Genomic DNA, 21,092 nt, shown 5'->3' with positions numbered 1-21,092 from the left:
CCTAGCCGGGATCCCGGACGGGTGGTGGATCGTGCCGTTTTTTTCCAAGGAGTCATCCCATGATCATGCAGCAATTTCGTGGAACCGATCTGGTTGACTGGCGCTCCCTGGTTCTCATGGGCGACGACCATGATGGACCTTCGGGAGCACCTCCCGGACACTCCTTTCAAAAGCGCACTCCCCTCGCTCCACCACCCGTTCGGGAAAACAGGATCATCATGTTGTTGCGTTTTTTGTTGTTGGTCATGGGGGGCTTTCTGATCACCAGTGGTTATTATCCCTGGCATCGCTCCCTGGAGAGCAAATCCTGGCCGATCGTCGAGGGTACCATCGTCCAGTCTGCCTTGGTTGTCGATAAAAGCAAGCTGTCGGGGCGTTTTGAGCGTTTTTTTTATGTGACACGTGTGGAGTACGGCTACACCTTTGACAAGAAAAATTATCGTAGCGATCGTGTCGAATTTGGTCTCGGTGATCAACTGTTTTTGTTTCGGGATTTCGCCCAACGGGTGGTGCAACGCTATCCGGAGGGCAAACAGGTGCTGGTCGCTTTCAATCCGGACCAACCGGATGAGTCGGTGCTGGAGACGACTCCCTCGGCTGGGGGCAGTTTGATTTTTATGGTAATGGGCATGCTCTGTCTGGCCGTGCATTATTTTCTGGGCCTGCAAGAAGAGGGGCCTATCCAGTCGAGATCGTGACATTGATGGAGTCTTGAGTAGGTTACAGCTTTCATGATGTTTTTTCCGTGGAAAGGGGGAGTCCGTGGAAATGAGCCGGTACGTGGGATCCGGGCCTGTCGATCGACAGCGCCTGTCTGCTTTTCATCTTCCAGGTGTGGTTGACACATCCGTCTTCTTCATGACCCGTTCGGACGATCCCAGGGGGGGATGCTGAATGGTTTGCCAATTTTGCATTATTTCCGTATTTTACATTTAGAATATGTATTAATTCCGTCTGAACTCCCTTGTCGCCTGCGCCGCTGATTGCGACCTTGCCTTGAAATAACATGAAATTTTTTTGGAATCTTGATTAAGGGAAGTGACTGTTGCGCTCCCTGATGGTGGTTCCATGGACGGTCTCTACCAACCTGAGAAGTGATATTCTATATTGGAGGAAAAGGAGGGTGCGCGATTTGACTTTGACAAGCCAATAATCTTCCCGTATTAATTCGTCCCGTGAGGGCGGGATACTCGTTGTGCGGTCAGAACGAGTGCATTTCTTGGCGGATTCAAGACGGAAAGCCTAGAGATCCCGGGGGATTCCAGGGGGTTGTGTTGCATTGCATCATATTTTTCCACAGGGTTATGTTGCATTGCATCATGATAATCTTTCCATAATTGCACTGCCGGTTGTAACCGAGGAAATGAAACTTCCAACAATCACCATCCGAGCAAAGCACGTTACAAGGAGACAATGGTATGAGCAGTGACAAAATCTATTCCGTTCCCCCCCAGATCGCTTCCAACGCACTGATCAACCGGGAACAATACGATGCTATGTATGCCCGTTCGATTCAGGATCCTGAAGGTTTCTGGGCCGAGCAGGCGGATCAGTTCATTCACTGGTTCAAGAAGTGGGACACGGTAATGGATTGGGATTTCAACAAAGCCCATATCCGCTGGTTCGATGGCGCCCAACTCAATGTCTCCTACAACTGTCTGGATCGCCACCTGGAGACCCGGGGCGATCAGACCGCCATCATCTGGGAAGGAGATGATCCCAACAATTCAAAAAAAATCACCTATCGTCAGTTGCACGAAGAGGTGTGCCGTTTCGCCAACGCCATGAAGGCGCGCAATATCAAAAGGGGTGATCGGGTCTGCATTTATATGCCGATGATCCCCGAAGCCGCCGTGGCCATGCTGGCTTGTACCCGCATCGGCGCGGTCCATTCGGTGGTATTTGGCGGCTTTTCCCCGGAGTCCCTCAAGGATCGTATCCAGGATGCCACCAGTTGCGCGGTGGTCACCGCCGACGAAGGGGTGCGCGGTGCCAAGAAAATTCCGTTGCGGGTCAATGTGGATGAGGCGGTCAAGGTATGCCCGTCGGTTCACACCGTTTTCACGGTCCGTCTGACCGGTGGCAATGTTCCCATGGATCCGACCCGGGATGTCTGGTATCACGACGCCATCGCCGCCGCCGATCCGGTCTGCCCGGCTGAACCCATGGAAGCCGAGGATCCGTTGTTCATCCTCTACACCTCCGGTTCCACCGGCAAGCCCAAAGGGGTGCTGCACACCACGGGTGGTTATATTCTCTACGCCTCCATCACCCATCGTTACATCTTCGACTATCACGAAGGGGATGTTTATTGGTGTACCGCCGATGTGGGCTGGATCACCGGTCACAGCTACATCGTCTATGGGCCTTTGTCCAATGGCGGTATCACCTTGATGTTCGAGGGCATTCCCACCTATCCGGACGCTTCCCGCTTCTGGCAGGTGATCGACAAGCATCAGGTCAATATTTTCTATACCGCCCCCACCGCCATCCGTTCTCTGATGGCCCAGGGCGATGCCTTTGTCAACAGCACCAGCCGTTCCTCCCTGCGTCTGTTGGGTTCCGTGGGTGAACCCATCAATCCCGAAGCCTGGGAGTGGTATTATCACACCGTGGGTCAGGGCCGTTGCCCCATCGTGGATACCTGGTGGCAAACCGAAACCGGTGGTATTCTCATCACCCCGTTGCCTGGTGCCACCCCCACCAAACCCGGTTCGGCCACGCTGCCCTTCTTCGGCATCATTCCGGAGATCGTGGACGAAAAAGGTGTGTTGCAGGAAGGAGCCACCACCGGCATTCTCACCATCGCCCGTCCCTGGCCGGGCATGATGCGCACGGTCTACGGTGATCATCAGCGTTTCTTCAACACCTATTTCGCCGCCTATCCGGGACGTTACTTCCCCGGCGACGGCTGCCGTCGCGACGAGGATGGCTATCACTGGATCACCGGTCGCGTCGATGACATCATCATCGTCTCCGGCCACAATCTGGGTACGGCGGAGATTGAATCCGCCCTCGTGCTGCACGAAAAGGTCGCCGAGGCCGCTGTGGTCGGTTATCCCCACGCCATCAAGGGGCAGGGCATCTATGCCTTCGTGACGTTGATGGTCGGCGAGGAGCCGTCGGACGCCCTGCGCAAGGAGCTGGGTGCCCTGGTCCGCAAGGAGATCGGTCCCATCGCCCATATCGACGTGATGCAATGGGCTCCCGGTCTGCCCAAGACCCGTTCCGGCAAGATCATGCGTCGCATTCTGCGCAAGATCGCGGCCAACGAACTCGAAAACATGGGCGATACCACCACTTTGGCGGATCCGGGTGTGGTGCAGAAGCTCATTGACGAACGTCAGCCCACCGCCTGATTTCAAGCTGTTTACGCCGGATTGTTTCCGGTTTTACCATCGCCGGGGGGATCCCCCCCCGGCCTATGCGTCCGGATGCCGCGGTTCCCGGGCTTCACACCAGGGCTTGAGTTTGTGGCGTGCCATCCCTCGTTTTGATCAGCGGATTGAGGGGGGGGGAAACCATGATCCAGCCGACAACCATCAAAGGAGATTGCCCATGAATAATGATCCACAAGACGGACAACTCATCGCGCGGATTCAAAAGAATCCCAAATACACGGAGCTGGTGACCAAACGCTCCAGCTTTGCCTGGAAACTCAGCTGGCTGATGCTGATCATCTATTATGCCTTCATTCTGGTGGTCGCCTTCGCGCCCAAATCTCTGGGCACGAAAATTTCTGAAGGGAGCGTCATTTCGATTGGCATTCCCATCGGGGCTGGCATTATCGTCTCGGCTTTCCTCCTGACCGGAATTTATGTACGTCGGGCCAATGGCGAATTCGATGAATTGACCCGTCAGATCAAGGAGGAGACGAAATGAAACAGTTGACGGCTCTCGCATCCGCGCTCGTCGCCGGATCCTGGTCTTCGATGCTCTGGGCGGCTGACGCGGCCAAACCGGAGAGCAAAATGAACATCACCGCTATCGTCATGTTTTTCATCTTCGTGGCGGTGACCCTGGCCATCACCTATTGGGCCGCCTCGCGTACCAAGTCGACCAAAGACTTCTATGCGGCGGGTGGCGGGATCACCGGCTTCCAGAATGGTCTGGCCATCGCCGGTGACTACATGTCGGCGGCCTCGTTCCTGGGTATCTCCGCCATGGTGTTCGCCAAGGGATACGATGGACTGATCTACTCCATCGGCTTTCTGGTGGGTTGGCCGGTCATTCTCTTCCTGATGGCCGAACAATTGCGCAACCTGGGCCGTTATACCTTCGCCGACATCGTTTCTTTCCGCCTGTCCCGGGTGCCCATTCGGACTCTGTCGGCTTTGGGAACCCTGTTTACCGTGATCCTCTACCTGATTGCCCAGATGGTGGGCGCAGGTCAGCTCATTCGCACCCTGTTCGGGCTGCCTTATGAGTCCGCGGTGGTGATCGTCGGCGTGTTGATGATCCTGTACGTGGCCTTCGGTGGCATGATCGCCACCACCTGGGTGCAGATCATCAAGGCCGTTCTGCTGCTGACGGGCGCCACCTTCATTGCCTTCGGTGCCCTCAATCATGTGGGCTTCAACCTGGAAGCCTTCTTCCGCAGCGCCATGGAAGGGGTCAAAGCCAGTGGTCTGGCGGATCACAAGGCGGTGGTCTCCGGCAACAAGGATATCTTCGCACCCGGTGGTCTGGTTTCGGATCCGGTATCGGCCATCTCTCTGGGCATGGCCCTGATGTTCGGAACCGCCGGACTGCCCCACATCCTCATGCGCTTCTTCACCGTGGCCAACGCCAAAGAGGCCCGCAAATCGGTCTTTTATGCCACTGGCTTCATCGGTTATTTCTACATCCTTACCTTCATCATCGGCTTTGGTGCCGTGGTGATGGTCGCTCCGAATCCCCAGTATGTGGATGCGATCAAGGGTACCTTGAATGGTGGCAACAACATGGCCGCCATCCATATGGCTCATGCCACCGGCGGTGATCTGTTCCTCGGCTTCGTTTCCGCCGTGGCTTTCGCCACCATCCTGGCCGTGGTCTCCGGCTTGACCCTCGCGGGTGCTTCCGCCGTCTCCCACGATATCTATGCCAACGCCATTTGTGGTGGGAAAGTGGACGAGCGCAAGGAGATTCGCATCTCCAAATTCTCCGCTTTGGTCATCGGCGTCATTGCCATCTTCCTCGGGATTCAGTTCGAGAAGCAGAATGTGGCCTTCATGGTGGGTCTGGCCTTCGCCATTGCCGCCTCGGCCAACTTCCCGATCCTGATTCTCTCCATCTACTGGAAGAATCTTACCACCCGTGGCGCCATGATCGGTGGATCCTTGGGTCTCATCTCCACCGTGACCATGGTGGTGTTGTCGAAAACCGTCTGGGTGGATGTGCTGGCCAACAAAGCCCCCTTGTTCCCCTACAAGGATCCGGCCATCTTCTCCATGACGTTGGCGTTTGTCGGTTGCTGGCTCTTCTCCAAGCTCGATGGCAGCCAACAGGCTCAGGCCGAGCGTAATCTCTTCGATGCGCAGGCCGTTCGCTGCGAAACCGGCATCGGTGCGTCTGGAGCCTCCAATCACTGACATTTGACTAAAGCCCGAAAGCCGGACCATGGCGCATGGTCCGGCTTTCATGGCCTGGGATCCGTGCATTGGACTCCGAGAATTCCGACGTTCCTTTGTTGACCTCACGCATCCGGGATCTGGATTTGACCAAGCCTGTCATCCTGGATGCGTGTACCTCCATTCGTGATGCGGCCGCGAAAATGCGCGCGCGCCGTATCGACGCGCTTTTGGTCCGGGACGAGACCCGACACGGGGTCTTGACCAGTGCCGACATCCGCGATGCCTTGGCCTTGTCCGAACTTCCGGTGGATGCCCCCATAGGCCCGATCGCCACCTGGAAACTGATCATGGCCTCCCCGGACGAATTGCTGTTCAAGGCGTTGCTCATCATGACCAAGCGGGGGGTGAGCCGGGTGGTGGTGGGTTCAGCCGGGCAGGTCACCGGCATTCTGGGTTTGACCGAGTTGCTCTCCTTTTTGACCAATCACGCCTCGTTGACCATTCAGCGTATTCTACGCGCCTCCACCTTGTCCGAACTGGCCTATGCCACCAGCCATCAGCCTCATCTGGTGGATTCTTTGGTCACCAAGGGGGTCAAGCCCCGTTACATCAGCCGTCTGGTGCGGGAACTGGATCGTCAAGTATTTGAAAAAACGGCCAACATCCTGTCTCCCCCGGATCTGCTCGATCATGTGTGCATCGTGGTCATGGGCAGCGAAGGTCGGGGAGAACAGATCATCAAAAGCGATCAGGACAACGCCCTCATCGCCGATGATCAATGTTCCGTCATCGCGTATCAGGCCTTTTGTCACGCCTTTACTACGGCCTTGATCCAGTTGGGTTATCCGCCGTGTCCCGGCAACGTCATGATGACCAATCCCCAGTGGGGCGGTCGGGTCGATGCGTATGAGGGGCTGTTTCTCAACTGGATTCGCAATCCTTCTCCTTCCAACTTGATGCAGTTGGCCATATTTTATGACTCTCGCCCCGTGGCGGGCCATTACGGTCTGTTTCGCCGGGCACGGGATTTTTTTCTGGATCACCTTCCCAACGATCCGACTTTTTACGCGCATTTTGCCATGCCGGTTTTGTCCTTCGAGACCCCATTGGGACTCTTCAACCGTTTTATCGTGGAAAAAGGGAACAAACAGGGGCAAATTGATATCAAGAAGGGCGGCGTCTTCCCGATTGTCCATGGGGTGCGCAGTCTGGCCTTGGAACATAAGCTCAAAAATGTCAATACGGTCCATCGGTTGCGCGCTCTGGTCCGTCGGGGGGTGCTGGAACAATCGCTGGGCAACGATTTGATCGATGCGTTTGATTTTCTTTCTGGCCTGCGGGTGCGGGTGAAGCTGGATGCCCGGATGCGGCACGGAGGAGATGGGGATTATCTATTGATCGATGATTTGGGTCGGTTGGAGCGGGAGTATCTGCGTGATTCCCTGGGGGTGGTGGATGGATTCAAGCAATTGATCAGCCATCATTTCAGATTGAGACAGCTACAATAGAGTGTGTGGGAGATGGGGGATGCCGATTGAAATCTTGATCGTGGACGACGCGCCCAACATCGTTTTGTCCTTGGAATTTCTCATGAAAAAGGAGGGCTTTTCGGTCCGATCGGTCGGTGATGGCGATGCTGCGCTTCAGGCGGTTGAGGAGAGGAAACCCGATCTGGTGTTGCTGGATGTCATGATTCCCAAAAAGAACGGCTATGAGGTGTGCGAGGCGATTCGTGCCGATTCCCGTTATCAGGGGGTACGGATCATCATGCTCACCGCCAAGGGGCGGGAGGTGGAACAGGAAAAGGGATTGGCCTTGGGGGCGGATGATTATGTGACCAAACCTTTCGCCACCCGTGAACTGGTTCTCAAGGTGCGGGAAATGCTCGGCCTGAAAAACGATTGATGCCCTGAATGAACGGTCGTCATCAATTCTGGTGGATTCTGGGGGCTTTTTTGCTGCTTGCCCTGGGTGCTCTGGCGGGAGTGGCCTGGGAGGCGAACCGCAATCTGCCCGAACTGGATGGCACAACCCTGGGTTGGCTGCATACCCATGTGGCCTTGTCGCTGCTGGTACTGTTTCTGCTCGGCGGTGTGCTGGTCCAGATCTGGTCCTGGCTGGACAAGGTTTTGCTCAAACCTCTGGTCCATGTCAGTCGGGATCTTGCCATCATCGCCAATGCCGACCCGACCCATGAGATCATCTTGGAATCGGATCATCTGTTGGGAGCGTTGCCGGATTCGGCGCGTCAGATGGGAACCGCCCTGTTGCAGGCCCGGCGTGAGGTCCATGAGGCGCTGGCCAATCAGATCGCGGGAATGGAACGTCTGGAAAAGGTGATCAAACACCTGAATGTCGGGTTGATCGTCATCAATGCGGATGCGGGCATCGTGTTGTACAACGTGGCGGCCCAGAATCTGTTCCGCAACCGTCAGGACTCGTTGGGACTGGGCCGATCCTTGTACGAACTGTGCGCCCGTACTCCTCTGGAAACCACCATGGAGTTTCTCAACCGGTGTCACGCCACCCCAAACGGCTGTGCGGACAAGGGGGATGCGCGTTTTTTCTGCGCGGCCATACACGAAGACGTGATGCTGGATTGCGCCATGAGTCTGTTTCCGTGTCATGAGGCGGAGCAGAATTTTTATCTCATCACCTTCGAGGAGGCGACCCGTCGGGTCTCGGGTTTGCGGCGCAGCGACCGGCTGATCCGTCACGCCCTGGAGAACATCCGGGGACCGGTGGCCAATTTGCGCGCCGCTGCCGAAACCCTCATGGACCATGGGGACATGGAACCCGAAGCCCGGGAACGGTTCGTGGCGGTGATGCATGACGAGGTGGGGGAACTCTCCGTGCGTCTGGACTCCATTGCCACCGAGGCCGACACGTTGGCTTCCGAACACTGGATCTTGAACGACGTGCTCACCTCCGATCTGATCGACGCCCTGGCCAGACGGCTGGAAAAATATCGGGGCGGGGTGCCGGTCCATCCGGTGGGAGAGGCTTTGTGGATTCAGGCCGATGCGCCGGCTTTGTTGTTGGCGCTGGAACGCATGATGCAAAAAATCCGGGAGCATGCGGGTTCGGTGGGCGTCGAGGTAGAGGCCTTGATGGGCAATCATCGGATCTATCTGGATCTGATCTGGCCCGGCATTCCCATTTCCGCCTCGGAGGTGGAATCCTGGCATGCCATCAAGCTGGAAGACGGTGGCGCGGTGATCCGTCTGGAGGAGATTCTGGAACGTCACGGCTGTGAGGTCTGGAGTCAACCCCATCGGCGCCCCGGATATGCCATGTTGCGTCTGCCGGTGGCCCCGTCGCCCCGGCAGTGGAAATTTCCGGTCGAAGAGATTCCGGAGCGTCCGGAATTTTATGATTTTTCGTTGATGAATGCCTTCGACTCCCTGGGCACCCGGCTGGCCATGTCCCTTTCCGGTTTGAGCTATGTGGTTTTCGACAGCGAAACCACCGGGTTGCAGCCTTCCAGGGGGGATGAGATCATCGCCTTGGCCGGTGTGCGCATCGTGAATGGTCGTGTGCTGCTGGGAGAACGTTTCGAGCGCTTGATCAATCCCGGTCGTCCCATTCCCGAGGAGTCGATCCGGATTCATGGCATCACCAACGCCGATGTGGCGGATAAACCCACCATTCAAGAGGTGCTGCCCCAGTTCAAGGCGTTTGTCGGCGACTCGGTGCTGGTGGCTCACAATGCCGCCTTCGACATGCGTTTTTTGCAGCTCAAGGAGGAGGCGTGCCGGGTACGTTTCGACAATCCGGTGCTCGATACCCTGCTGCTTTCGGTCTATCTCCACGACGAGGTGACGGATCATACCCTGGATGCCATCGCCGAGCGTCTCGGGGTCGATGTGCAGACCCATCTGCGCCATACCGCCATGGGGGATGCCATGGTCACGGCGGAGGTGTTTCAGCGGTTGTTGGAACTGCTGAAAGCCAAAGGCATTTCCACCCTGGGACTTGCCATGCGGGCTTCCGACAGCATGGTGCGGATCCGTCGTCAACAAGCCGAGGCCAACTACTGACATGCCCATGATGAAACGTCGCAAGGAGCGTCTGGTGGTGTTGGCCCTGTTGGGGGCTTTGGCCATCAACTATCCGGTATTGTCCCTGGTGAGCCTGGATCGGATGATCTGGGGCGTGCCGGTGTTGTGGCTGTACCTGTTTGTGTTTTGGCTGGGCTTTGTCGCCATGATCGCCCTGGCCATGCGTCGCGGACCCATGGAAAAGAACTAAGAAAAACATGTCCTGGCAGTGGATTGTTCCTCTGGTTTCGGTGTTGTATCTGGGGCTGTTGTTCGCGGTGGCCTATCATGCGGACTGGCGCGCGGCCAACGGTCGCTCTCTGGTCAACAATCCCACCATTTATACGCTTTCCATCGCGGTCTATTGCACCTCCTGGACCTATTACGGCAGCGTGGGACGGGCGGCGGAAACCGGCATCGGTTTTCTGCCCATTTTTCTTGGTCCCACCATCATGGCCGCGTTGTGGATTTTTCTGCTGGGCAAGATCATCGCCATCTCCAAAGTCAATCACATCACCTCCATCGCCGATTTCATCTCCTCCCGCTATGGCAAGAGTCCTTTGCTCGGGGGCATGGTGACTTTGTTCGTGGTGATCGGCATCATGCCTTACATCGCTTTGCAGTTGAAGGCGGTGGCGGTCAGTCTGGATGTGCTGGTTCATCGTCTGGATGCGGATCTGGCCATCCGGGGGCCATCCGCGCCCTGGGATGATACCGCATTGTATGTGGCCATGATCCTGGCGTTGTTTTCCATTCTGTTCGGTACCCGTCATCTGGATGCCAGCGAACGCCATGAAGGGATGGTGACCGCCATCGCGTTTGAATCCATGGTGAAACTCGGGGCTTTTTTGTTCGTGGGGCTGTTTGTCACTTTTGGAATGTTCGATGGTTTTGGGGATCTTTTCACCAAGGCCATGGCCGATCCGGGAGTGCGGCGCCTGATGACCTTCGAGGCCATGCCCGGGGGATATGTCTCCTGGTTTTCCATGACCCTGCTGGCTATGATGGCGGTTTTGTTCCTGCCCCGCCAGTTTCAGGTGCTGGTGGTGGAAAACGTCAATCCGGCCCACATCCGTCAGGCCGCTTGGCTGTTTCCTTTGTATCTGTTGGCCTTCAATCTGTTTGTGCTGCCCATCGCCCTGGCGGGACGGTTGATCTTCGCGGGCCAGGGCATGGATCCGGATACCTATGTGTTGACCCTGCCGATTCATGGAGGGCAGGTGTGGTTGGCCCTGTTCGTCTATCTGGGGGGATTGTCGGCGGCCACCAGCATGGTGATCGTCGAGGCCATCGCCATGTCCACCATGGTCAGCAACGATCTGGTTTTGCCGTTGCTGCTGCGGTTTCGCGCCGCGTTCCGGGAGGATCTGTCGGGCATGATCCTGACCATCCGGCGCGGGATCATCATCGGTTTGATGTTTCTGGGGTATCTTTATTTCCGGCTGATCGGTGAATCCCATACCCTGGTGAGCATCGGCATCATTTCGTTCGCGGCGGTGGCCCAGTTCGCCCCGGCGATTCTCATCGGAATCTATTGGCCCGGAGTGAGTCGGCGCGGGGCTTTGGGGGGATTGGTGGCTGGTTTTGTGGTCTGGTCCCATACGTTGCTGTTCGCCTCGTTCGCCAAATCCGGCTGGATCGCGGAGAGCTTTTTGCACCATGGTCCCTGGGGCATCGGCTGGTTGAAACCCCAGGCTTTGTTTGGACTGACGGTCTTTGATCCCATTACCCATTCGGTTTTTTGGAGCCTGCTGGCCAATGTCGGGGTTCTGGTGGTGATTTCCCTGTTTGATCGTCAGACCGCCGTGGAACAGATTCAGGCTCTGAATTTTGTCAATGTCTTCGAGAAGGGAGCCAAGGGGGGCAACGAATACCTGTGGAGCGGTTTCGTCTCGGTGGCGGATTTGAAAAAATTGGTGTCGCGTTTTATCGGACCAGTCCAGGCTGAATTGGATTTCTCCAATTATCTTCAGCACCGCCTTCTCAAGCTCGACGAACAGTCCCAGGCGCCGGCCCATCTGGTGGCGTTCGCGGAGAAACGGCTGACCGGGGCTATTGGTTCGGCCTCGGCCCGGGTGATGGTGTCGTCTGTGGTGAAGGGCGAGGAGCTGGATCTCCATGGGGTGATGCGCATCCTGGACGAAACCAGTCAGGTGATCGAGTACAGCCAGCGGCTGGAGTTGAAATCCCGTCAGTTGGAAGCGGCCACCCGTCAGTTGCAAGAGGCCAACGAACGGTTGCAGGAGTTGGATCGGCTGAAAGACGAGTTCATTTCAACCGTCAGTCATGAACTGCGCACCCCTTTGACCTCGATTCGTGCCTTCTCCGAAATTCTGCGGGACAACGAGGAGATGGAGTCGGAAGATCGTCACAAGTTTACGGAAATCATCATCAAGGAGGCGGAACGGTTGACCCGTCTGGTCAACCAGATTCTCGATCTGGCCCGGATCGAATCGGGCAAGATGGAGTGGCATTTGACCCAGGTGGATCTGGTGGAGATCACCCGTGACGCCATCGACGCCACCCATCAACTGTTCGAGAATAAATCCGTGCGCATGATCCACCAGGCTCCGGACCATCCGGTGTTGTTGCGGGCGGATCGGGACAAGATCATTCAGGTGGTGATCAATCTGTTGTCCAATGCCGTCAAATTCTGCGTCTCCGGAACCGGCATGGTTCAGGTTCGCACCCACGAAGGCCCGGAAGGCGTCGGGGTGACCGTGACCGACAACGGACCGGGCATCCCCAAGGACGACCTGGAAAAGGTGTTCGAGAAGTTTCATCAGGTGGATCAGGCGCGGGATGAAACCAAGGATGTTCCCCTGGGTACCGGGTTGGGCTTGACCATTTGCCAACGGATCATCGATCGTCACCGGGGGCGGATCTGGGTGGAGAGCCAGTTGGGTCAAGGGGCGGCGTTTCAATTCCTGTTGCCCCGTGATCTGGAGGATATCTGAACGTTGTTTGTTGGCGCGGCGTTATGGTTTGTTTGGCGCGTAATTTGCTTTGGATCGGGTTGAGTGAACTCCTGTTAACTTGGTGGGAGATGAACGATGGCCCGCGCCGCGTGGTGTACCGGAAAACCAAAACGTCGATTTTTTCCCTGTTGCCTGGGTGTGTTATCGCTATGGCTCGGGCTGCCCCATGCCGATGCCCGCGCCGAGACCCTCGCGGAAGCGGTGCAGAGCGCCTTGCGGGAAACGCCCCGCATCGAGGCGGCGCGTCGTTCCCTGCAGGCGATCCGAGAGCGCAAGGCCCGGGCGGTTTCCGGTTATCTGCCATCTTTGGACCTGAGCCTGGGAACCGGGGAGGAGTGGAACGATACCACGTCCACCCGGCTTACCGAGGGGGAGAATCGTCTGCGTCGGGGGGAGTTGCAGGTCAATCTGAATCAACCCCTGTTCGATGGTTTTTCCACTTGGCATCAGGTGGCGGAAAACGACGCCCGGGAGCGGACCGAACAGGCCGCCTTGGATACCGCTGCCGATGAGGTGGCTCTGGATACCATTCTGGCCTATCTGGAGGTGCTCAGGCAGCGGGAATTGCGTCAATTGCTTCAGGATCAGGAACAATTGCACCGTCAGATTCTGGCCCGGGTCCAGGACATGGCCAGTCTGGGCATCACCACCTCCGTGGATGCGGAACTCTCCGCCAGTCGTTTGAAATTGATTGTTTCCGATCTGGTTTCCGCCTCTGGAGCGGTACACAAGGCCGCGACCCGTTTTCATCGACTGGTGGGTCGGGAACCAGGCCATCTGGAGCCGCCTGTGCTGTCTTCGGCCATTCTGCCCGGATCCTTGCAGGTGGCCATGGATCAGGCTCTGCGCCTCAATGCCACGTTGATGCGTTCCAAGGGGGAACTGGCCTCGACCAAGGCCACCCATGCGGGCAATTATTCCCGCTATTGGCCCAAGCTGGGGTTGGATGTGGGCTATTCCAACACGGATAATGTCAGCGGGACGCGGGGATACAGCGAAAACGTGCGGGCCATGGTGCGTTTGAATGTCAATCTGTTTCACGGCGGCTCGGATCTGGCCACGGTGCGGGAAAGCGCCGAACAGGTCGGACGCAGCCAGGGGTTGCTGGATGAGGCTCAGGCCACGGTGCTGGAGGATGTCCGGGTGGCCTGGGACCGGATGCAGATCGCCCGGGAACGGCTGACCCGTCTGGATGAACATCTGGAATCCAAACAGAAAGTCACCACCGCCTATCACGAGCAGTTCCGCATGGGCTTGCGCCCTCTGCTGGACGTGCTGAACTCCGAAAACGAATTGACCACCGCCAGAAATGCCCGCGTCAACGAAAACTACGAACAACAAACCGCCGGTTATCGGTTGTTGGCGGCCGTGGGGCTGTTGCGTCAGACCTTTTCCATCGATAAACCAGCGGAGATGCCGTCGTCAGTCAGCATCCAGGTGAAAGCCGATGTGGAGGAGTGGGCCACCCCCAAAGTCTCCGAGTCTCCCAAGGTGTCGGAGTCGCACGCTTCACCGGCGGTCGAAACCCTGGATCAGGCCAGCGAATTGCTTTGGCAGGAGAGTTCCGCCATGGTGGGCGGATCCGGGTTGCCGTAATCATGGGTACATCCCATTGGTGTTGGCGGTGATCGTTGGCTGGTTCGGCGTGGGGTTTCAGCGTTCCCGGAACGCTTCGTTGATCGAGGCGTAGATGGGTTTGAGCAGATAGGCCATCAGGGTTTTACTGCCCGTGTGGATGTCGGCCTGAACGGTCATGCCGGGGAGGATTTCGTTGACCCCGGCCTGTGACCCCAGATGGGTGGCGGACAACTGCACCAGTCCTTTGAAATAGGGCTGTTGTTTTTCATCCATGAAGGCGTCCGGGGAGATGGATTGCAACTCGCCGGCAATGGTGCCGTAACGGGCGTAGTCGTAGGTCATGACCTTGATGGTCACCGGTTGACCCACCTTCACATGACCGATGTCACGGGTGGTGATGCGAATCTCCGCGTGGAGCGTCTCTCCCAAAGGCACGATCTTGGCCACCAGTCCCCCCGGCGGAATCACCCCTTTCAGGGTGCTGGGTCCCATCTCCTGAATCACTCCCCGCACCGGAGCGGTGATGTCCAGTCGGGCCACCCGATCCGTCAAACGGGTAATCTGCTCATCCAACTGGGACTGATCGGCCAGGGCGCTGTTCAACTCTTTTTGCGCATCGTGACGCCGTTGCTCATCGCTTTCCAGCAGTCGGCTCCGCAACTCCTCCACCTCGATGCGGGTCTGGGCGATACTGCTCCGGATCCGGGTCATCTCCTCGATGGCGCGAATTTTTTCTCGTTTGGTGGCCAGAACCGAAAGCTGGGATACCAATCCCTTGGCCAGCCCTTTTTCCTGAATACCCAATTCCTCGTCCAGCAGTTTCTGCCGACGGGATAAAGGCTCCAGTTGTCCGGTCAATTCTTTCACCTGGGTCTCTTTCTGGGACACCTGACGCCGAATCACCTCTTCGCTGCTCGCCTGATGGGTGCGCTGGGAGTGGAGCAGGTTGTCCTGATCCTTGACCAGCAGGCTGGATTCCGGGGCCACCTGCGCGAAATGGGGTTCACGCCCTTCCAGAAAAGCCCGTTGCCGTTCGATCATCAAGGCCAGAGCCTGACGGCGGGCCTGATATTGTTTCAATTCCGGCAGGATCGGTGCCGGGTCCAGGCGAACCAGCGTCTCCCCCTGTGAAACGATGTTGCCCGCCTTGACCAGAATTTGCTGAACGATTCCCCCCTCCAGATGTTGTACGTTGTGTATCGGATGCTGCGTGACCACCTCTCCGGAAGCCGGGGCCATCTCTTCCAGCACCGAAAAGGAGGCCCACACCAGAAAGGTCGCCACAGCCAACGATACGGCCATGCCGGTGGCGCGGATCAACAGGGGCAGTCCACCTTCTTCCAGGATCATGGATTGGGCCAGAAACCGTTGTTGGCGGTTGCCCAATTGGATGGTTTTTGCAGGGGTGGCAGACATGGCTTAAGGTTCCTAGATCAGGTTCTGCGGGATCTTGGGGAGGACTTCGTTCGGTGGCCCGGAAAGCTTCAGATAGCCTTGATCGAAGAAGAACAGTTGATCGGCTAGGCGCATGTGGCTGGGACGATGGGTGACGATGAAAATCGTCGACTTGCCTCGCAACTGTTGCACCGCTTTCTGGAAGGCCTGGTCCCCTTCCCAGTCCAGGGCGCTGGCGGGCTCGTCGAACAACAGAATCTGCGAGGGCTTGAGATAGGCACGGGCCAAGGAGATTTTCTGCACGGTGCTGGAGGCCAGTTGTCCGGCATCGTTGTCGCCGATGCGGGTATCGAAACCTCGGGGCAGGGCGCGTATATCCTCCAGGACTCCGGACATGCGACAGGCGTTTTCCAGTTCTTCCATGGTGGCGGTGGCGTGGGCCAGACGCAGATTCTGGGCAATGGTGCCGTGGTACAGGTCACATTTTTGGGGCACATAGGCTACGGCGTGACGCAATTCGATGGGATTCATCTGGCGCAGGTCCTGACCGTCGATGCGGATGCTGCCCGCCTGGGGCAGATACAATCCGGCGATCAGCTTGATGATCGTGGATTTGCCGGAACCGTTGCTGCCGACGATCACCACCACTTCACCGGGTTTGACCTCGAAGCTCACCCCCATCAGCGCCGGTTCCGCTTCGTTGGTGTAGCGCAGACTCACCCGTACAAAGCTGATGGCCCCTTCAAAGCTTTTGATCGGTTCGATGGGGGCGTAGGCTTCAAATTCGGGCTTGACGTTCATGAGACCGTCGATCTGCTTGATGCTGGAGCGGATCTGTTCCATGCGGGTCATGGCGAAGAAGATGCTTTGCAGCGGAGCCAGAATCCGCCACACCAGAATCATCGAGGCCACCAGTCCCCCGACGGTCATTTCGGCGGCCAGCACCCGCAACACACCAATGCTCACGGTGATCAGTCCCGATCCCACCACCAGCAGTTGTGCCACGGTGTTGACCGCGGCGGTGATCAACGAGGAGTGGAAGTTTTGCATGCTGGTTTCAGCAGAGAGTTCCCGGTAACGGTCGAACCACATCTCCTCGGCGCCCAGATACTTGATGGCACGGATTTTGTTGAGGATTTCGACGGTAAATTCCTGTTGTTTGGCCCGGGAGCGTCTGGCTCTGGCCCCTTCGTTTTCCACCAGGGGACTCATCACGAACCACAGTACCACAAACAACAAGGCGGTGATGCCGGGAATGAAGGCCAGAGTGCCGGCCAGACTCGCCATGACCACCAGAAAGATGACCGTGAAAGGCATCTCCAGAAAGACCAAGGCCAAAGGGCCGGTGAAAAATTCCCGCACCGTGTCGAAATCCTTCACCCGGGCCACCTGGGAACCGATGGGTGCCCGTTCGGTGTAGGAGGGCACCAGGGAGAGAATCCGCAGGAAAATGGCGCTGCTCACGATGCTATCCATGTGGGCGCCCACATGCATCAGCATACGGGCCCGCATGACCCGCAACACCCAATCGAAGCCCAACGCCAGCAAGACCCCGATCACCAGATAGGCCAGAGTCTGCATGGAGTGGGAACCGATCACCCGGTCATAGACCGCCATGGAATAAAGCGGCGGAGCCACTTGAAGCACGGTAATGGCGCAGGTGAGGGCGACTACGAAATAAAAATATCTCCGGAAGCGGTTGGTGATCATGCGCAACCAACCCAGGCGGTTTTGTTCCAGAGACATCATTTCATGATCGAATATCTTGAAGAAAAAAACCGATCCCACCAGATCCATGGGAGGGATCTTTCCGACTTTTCCGGTCGATCCGTCGAAAATCAGCAGCATGTCGCCGGTCTGTTCGTAGAGTACCATGGCTCCCTGCTGATCGGGAACAAACAGGCAGGGCATCAGACGGGGATCGATCTGTTTTTGATTGATGCGCAGTTCATGGCTTTGAAAGGTGAGATTGGCCATGACGTTGCGCAATCCGGTCAGATCCAGGGACTCGGCGAAGTGGGGCAGGGATTCGGCCACATGCCGCAAATCTCCCCGATAGCCCACCGCATGCAGCAAAGGCACCAGACAGGCACCGAAATCCGAAAGCCTGGCAAAGTCTTCCAGGATGCCGGTGGCTTTCGGATAGTCCATCAGGGATTCTTGGGGCCGTTTGCTCATGGTGTTGGGGATTCCGAAGCCGCTGGTGTTTTGCCGATTTCCAGGTGCAGGTTGACCTGCTTGCCAGTGGCGGTCGGTGGCGTGGCCGGAAGGGGTCGTGGCGGCAGGATCGGCTCCGGTATCGTCGGGATATCCTGGATATGCGGGATCACCGGTGTCGCCGGGATTGTTCGGGTTTTGGTTTCGGCTTTTGGCGTGGTGGAGGCAACCGGTGGCTTGATCCCGGTGATGCTGACCGAGGTGATGCTGACGGGTGCAGTGCTGTCTGGTTTGGTTAATGTGAAGGGGAGCGGTTTGGGTGACATGGTGGTCATGAGGGTCGCATCCGGGGCTGGAATCGGGGGGACTGGCGCAGGCGCGGAAATGGCGACCGCTGGCGTGACGGTCCTGGGGGGGGTGGAGGAGACAGTGGTCTGGACCGGTGCCGTCGTCACAGGGGCCGTCGCCGGGGGTTGAAAGGGCTTGTGTGGGCTTTTTTCCTGTTGAATCAAGGTGTGATCCTGCAACTTGTAAACCCGGTCGGCCAAAGCCACCAGCGATGGACGATGGCTGACCAGAATCAGAGTCACCTTGCCGTGAAAACGCATCAACTCCTGCTTGAGTTCCTCGTCGCCCCGGCTGTCGATGGAGGTGTTGGCCTCGTCGAAAAGCACCACCTTGGGATTGTCCAGCAGGGCACGGGCGATGGCGATGCGTTGTTTGATTCCCTGGGGCAGAATCTCCGCGGCACCGTCATCCACCAGGGTCTCGAAGCCGTTGGGCATTTTGGTGATGAAATCCCGCAATCCCAACCGTTGGGAGATGGCTTCGGCCTCCCGGGACTTCCAGGGACGAAACATGGTCAGATTGTCCATGATGGTGCCCTTGAACAAAATGCCGGATTGGGGCAGATAGGCGATTTTCGAGCGGACACTGCCGGGATCGAAGGTGGCAATGTCCCGATCATCCAGCAATACCAATCCCGAGGAGGCGCGTAACGATCCCTGCATCAACCACAGCAGCGTGGTTTTGCCACTGCCGTTGCCTCCGGAAATGGCGATGGTTTCACCCGGCGCCACGGAAAGGTTGATGTTTTCCAGGATCGGGGGCTTGTCCGGAGAGAAACGATAGGAGACATCCCGCATTTCCAAAGCGCCGTTCAGGCCATCCAACTCCGGAACGTTTTCTTCGGCTTCCGGGGGCAGGGAGAACAGCAAGGAGAGCCGGTCCCGGGTCACCCGAATGGACTGGAATCGGGCCCAAATGCCAAACGCCCGTTGCAAAGGTTGGATCGCCTGCCCGGAAAGCATGCTGCATGCGGCCAGTCCGCCGATGGTAAGCTTGTGGTCAATCACCATCATGCATCCCATACCCACCACCGCCACCATGTTGAGTTGGGAAAACAGCATCCCCAGATTGTTCGAGGTCACCCCGAGCAGTCCGACCCGTTGGGAGATGCTGGAACAACTCTCCTGGAGTCGTTCGTAACGGCGCAACATCATCGCTTCCATGGCCATGGCCTTGATGGAATGCACACCGTTGAGTACTTCGATGAGAAAGTCGATGCGTCGGTCTTCCCAGAGTGTCCGTTTTTGCACCGCGTCGTAGAGCCATCGACTGATGAGAACCGAGCCTCCGATGAACAATCCGAAAATAGTCAACGGAATCAGTACCAGCCACCCGGCCAGATAATAAATCAATCCCAGAAACAAAATGGCGAAAGGCAGATCCAACAGGGTGAGAACCGCCTGTCCGGCGTAAAAGTCCTTGAGGGTGTTGATGCCGTTGATGCGTTCCAGATGAATGCCGGAACCTTGTTGTTCGGTATTGGTCAGACTGGAAGACAGCAGCCGGAAAATGGCGGTGCAGCCGGCCAAATGCTCGAAGCGCGCTCCCAGCCAACTGCCGATGTAGGAGCGGACCATTTTCAAGATGGCTTCGAGGAGCATGGCGACAATGACACCGGTGGTCAGCAGTCCCAGTGTGGTGACCGCCTGGAAAAGAATAATGCGGTCATAGATTTGCAACATGGTCAGGGGAAGCGCCAACGAGAGCAGATTGAGTACCGTGGAAGTCAGTACCAGATCCACCATGTTGCGACCGATCAGACGCGACGGAAGCAGTGCTTGAGGCCAGCCAACACCTGAAAAAATGTGATTTCTTTTCATTGATTTTTATGATTGGGCACAAAAAACCATGTCACGATTTGGAATGTTCCTGATGGGCCTTTTTTTGTATCACTTACTGTCTAGATACCATTTTTTTCTAGCCAGTTCAAGAAATATGAATGTATATTTACATCAGAGCGGAGACTCTCTTAATTCCTTTGTTGCGTTAACTGACGGGTGAAGCCATGTCTGAGAATCAAGAAACCGGTGGTGGGACGGATTTGAGCGGATTCGAAGAAGATCGTCAAAATTTGGACGACATGACGGTCCTTCAGGATGTCAAGAGCGTCGATCTTTCCGCCGAGGAAAACCGCAATGCAGAATCCAACCAGGTCACCGACCAATTGGTGGTGATGGGCAGTGTCCAGATGGGCAGTCGGATGGAGGTGGACCACTCCATTGCCACTTCCATCGATTTGGAGACCGAAAAAACGACGGATGATACCGAAAAGGTCGATTCCAGCGCCAAAACGGAAAATGTCCTCCAGGGGAATGAACCCGCGGTCGCAAGTGGGGCGGACAGCGCCGTGGTTCCCATCGAAACGGCGCAGGTTGCGGTTGCGGGTGGGGATGTGCGTGCCGCGATCGTCGATGGGACGGACTCTCCGGACCTGGTTGCGTCAGTCGCCGGACCCGAAACCCCCGCAGTGGTCGAGTCGGCGCTTCCGGCAGCCGTGGTTGCCCCTGTGGTTGTCGTCACCACCGAATCGACCGCCGAACCCACTCCTGAAAGTCCGACCCTGGAGAGTCCCGCCGAAGCAATTCCGGATGATGTGGTGACCGGACCGGATCTGGATCCTGTCGTGCAAACGCCTCAGGTCACGGTGCCCGAAGAAGCCGATGGCGCCACGATTGCGTCGTCCGATGCGGTTGGTCGGGAAGATACTCCGATTGCATTGCAGATTGAAGTGGTTCAGGCCGATGCGGATGAGTCTTTGACCGTTTACATCGAGGGGGTTCCAACAGGTGCCACGCTGTCGGCCGGGGAAGATCTGGGCGATGGCGTGTGGTCACTTCGGGGAGAGGATCTGGTTGACCTGACTCTGACCCCGGCGGCGGACTCTGATGTGGATTTCGCCCTGGTTGTGCGCACGGTCACCACGGAACTGTCCACCGGGGAAACTTCCACCACGACCCAGACCTTGAACGTGGAAGTTCAAGCCGTGGCGGATGCCCCGACCTTGGTGTTGAGCGATGCCTCGGGCACCGAAGATCAAGCCA

Annotated in this window: 14 protein-coding genes; 11 read left to right on the top strand and 3 right to left on the bottom strand. The window is 57.2% G+C overall.

Features of this window, described 5'->3' with window-relative positions; all coding sequences use genetic code 11:
* Positions 1–65: 65 nt before the first annotated feature.
* The 10 genes from HQL98_12705 (at position 66) to HQL98_12660 (ending at position 14,169) form a co-directional block, all read left to right on the top strand.
* Positions 66–698 carry a DUF3592 domain-containing protein gene (locus HQL98_12705; GenBank protein MBF0272908.1) on the top strand — a complete coding sequence of 211 codons (633 nt, stop codon included), beginning with the start codon at positions 66–68 and terminating at the stop codon, positions 696–698.
* 720 nt (positions 699–1,418) lie between these two features.
* The gene (gene acs / locus HQL98_12700; GenBank protein ID MBF0272907.1) at positions 1,419–3,359 is read left to right on the top strand and encodes an acetate--CoA ligase; all 1,941 of its coding nucleotides are present in this window, start codon (positions 1,419–1,421) and stop codon (positions 3,357–3,359) included.
* A 199-nt stretch (positions 3,360–3,558) separates the two neighbouring features.
* On the top strand, positions 3,559–3,882 hold the full coding sequence (locus HQL98_12695) for a DUF485 domain-containing protein (protein ID MBF0272906.1): 324 nt from the start codon (positions 3,559–3,561) through the stop codon (positions 3,880–3,882).
* Complete coding sequence (locus HQL98_12690) at positions 3,879–5,573, top strand: cation acetate symporter (GenBank protein MBF0272905.1); 1,695 nt, start codon at positions 3,879–3,881, stop codon at positions 5,571–5,573. Before HQL98_12695 ends, HQL98_12690 begins: the two co-directional genes overlap by 4 nt.
* Positions 5,574–5,641: 68 nt before the next feature.
* The gene (locus HQL98_12685; protein ID MBF0272904.1) at positions 5,642–7,063 is read left to right on the top strand and encodes a CBS domain-containing protein; all 1,422 of its coding nucleotides are present in this window, start codon (positions 5,642–5,644) and stop codon (positions 7,061–7,063) included.
* Between the two features lie 19 nt (positions 7,064–7,082).
* Complete coding sequence (locus tag HQL98_12680; protein MBF0272903.1) at positions 7,083–7,460, top strand: response regulator; 378 nt, start codon at positions 7,083–7,085, stop codon at positions 7,458–7,460.
* 8 nt (positions 7,461–7,468) lie between these two features.
* Positions 7,469–9,595 carry a histidine kinase gene (locus HQL98_12675; GenBank protein MBF0272902.1) on the top strand — a complete coding sequence of 709 codons (2,127 nt, stop codon included), beginning with the start codon at positions 7,469–7,471 and terminating at the stop codon, positions 9,593–9,595.
* A gap of 7 nt (positions 9,596–9,602) precedes the next feature.
* Positions 9,603–9,806, top strand: a complete 204-nt coding sequence (locus HQL98_12670; protein MBF0272901.1) for a hypothetical protein — start codon at positions 9,603–9,605, stop codon at positions 9,804–9,806.
* A 7-nt stretch (positions 9,807–9,813) separates the two neighbouring features.
* Positions 9,814–12,552 carry a histidine kinase gene (locus HQL98_12665; protein ID MBF0272900.1) on the top strand — a complete coding sequence of 913 codons (2,739 nt, stop codon included), beginning with the start codon at positions 9,814–9,816 and terminating at the stop codon, positions 12,550–12,552.
* Between the two features lie 96 nt (positions 12,553–12,648).
* Positions 12,649–14,169 carry a TolC family outer membrane protein gene (locus HQL98_12660; protein MBF0272899.1) on the top strand — a complete coding sequence of 507 codons (1,521 nt, stop codon included), beginning with the start codon at positions 12,649–12,651 and terminating at the stop codon, positions 14,167–14,169.
* Between the two features lie 57 nt (positions 14,170–14,226).
* On the opposite strand, the gene HQL98_12655 is transcribed toward HQL98_12660, so the two are convergent.
* The 3 genes from HQL98_12655 to HQL98_12645 are packed head-to-tail and all read right to left on the bottom strand — an operon-like array spanning position 14,227 to position 19,871.
* Positions 14,227–15,567 (bottom strand): HlyD family type I secretion periplasmic adaptor subunit, encoded by a 1,341-nt coding sequence (locus HQL98_12655; protein ID MBF0272898.1) that lies wholly within the window; start codon positions 15,565–15,567, stop codon positions 14,227–14,229.
* Between the two features lie 12 nt (positions 15,568–15,579).
* A complete protein-coding gene (locus HQL98_12650) occupies positions 15,580–17,697 on the bottom strand; it encodes a peptidase domain-containing ABC transporter (GenBank protein MBF0272897.1) in 2,118 nt (705 codons plus the stop codon).
* Positions 17,698–17,720: 23 nt separating this feature from the next.
* Positions 17,721–19,871 carry an ATP-binding cassette domain-containing protein gene (locus HQL98_12645; protein MBF0272896.1) on the bottom strand — a complete coding sequence of 717 codons (2,151 nt, stop codon included), beginning with the start codon at positions 19,869–19,871 and terminating at the stop codon, positions 17,721–17,723.
* 185 nt (positions 19,872–20,056) lie between these two features.
* On the opposite strand from HQL98_12645, the gene HQL98_12640 reads away from it, so the two are divergent.
* Positions 20,057–21,092: hypothetical protein (locus HQL98_12640; GenBank protein ID MBF0272895.1), on the top strand; the 1,036-nt coding region annotated here is incomplete at its 3' end.

It is taken from the genome of Magnetococcales bacterium, assembly GCA_015231755.1.
Classification (GTDB): Bacteria; Pseudomonadota; Magnetococcia; order Magnetococcales; family Magnetaquicoccaceae; genus Magnetaquiglobus.
The sequence above is the reverse complement of the archived record's forward strand: the minus strand, read 5'-3'. Positions and strand labels throughout refer to the sequence as shown.

What these genes read in the sequence shown, in the direction of transcription:
- HQL98_12705 (MBF0272908.1), top strand. Translation starts at nt 66, where the DNA reads ATGCAGCAATTTCGTGGAACCGATCTGGTTGACTGGCGCTCCCTGGTT.
- acs (MBF0272907.1), top strand. Translation starts at nt 1,419, where the DNA reads ATGAGCAGTGACAAAATCTATTCCGTTCCCCCCCAGATCGCTTCCAAC.
- HQL98_12695 (MBF0272906.1), top strand. Translation starts at nt 3,559, where the DNA reads ATGAATAATGATCCACAAGACGGACAACTCATCGCGCGGATTCAAAAG.
- HQL98_12690 (MBF0272905.1), top strand. Translation starts at nt 3,879, where the DNA reads ATGAAACAGTTGACGGCTCTCGCATCCGCGCTCGTCGCCGGATCCTGG.
- HQL98_12680 (MBF0272903.1), top strand. Translation starts at nt 7,083, where the DNA reads ATGCCGATTGAAATCTTGATCGTGGACGACGCGCCCAACATCGTTTTG.
- HQL98_12675 (MBF0272902.1), top strand. Translation starts at nt 7,469, where the DNA reads ATGAACGGTCGTCATCAATTCTGGTGGATTCTGGGGGCTTTTTTGCTG.
- HQL98_12670 (MBF0272901.1), top strand. Translation starts at nt 9,603, where the DNA reads ATGATGAAACGTCGCAAGGAGCGTCTGGTGGTGTTGGCCCTGTTGGGG.
- HQL98_12665 (MBF0272900.1), top strand. Translation starts at nt 9,814, where the DNA reads ATGTCCTGGCAGTGGATTGTTCCTCTGGTTTCGGTGTTGTATCTGGGG.
- HQL98_12660 (MBF0272899.1), top strand. Translation starts at nt 12,649, where the DNA reads ATGGCCCGCGCCGCGTGGTGTACCGGAAAACCAAAACGTCGATTTTTT.
- HQL98_12655 (MBF0272898.1), bottom strand. Translation starts at nt 15,567, where the DNA reads ATGTCTGCCACCCCTGCAAAAACCATCCAATTGGGCAACCGCCAACAA.
- HQL98_12650 (MBF0272897.1), bottom strand. Translation starts at nt 17,697, where the DNA reads ATGGACTATCCGAAAGCCACCGGCATCCTGGAAGACTTTGCCAGGCTT.
- HQL98_12645 (MBF0272896.1), bottom strand. Translation starts at nt 19,871, where the DNA reads ATGAAAAGAAATCACATTTTTTCAGGTGTTGGCTGGCCTCAAGCACTG.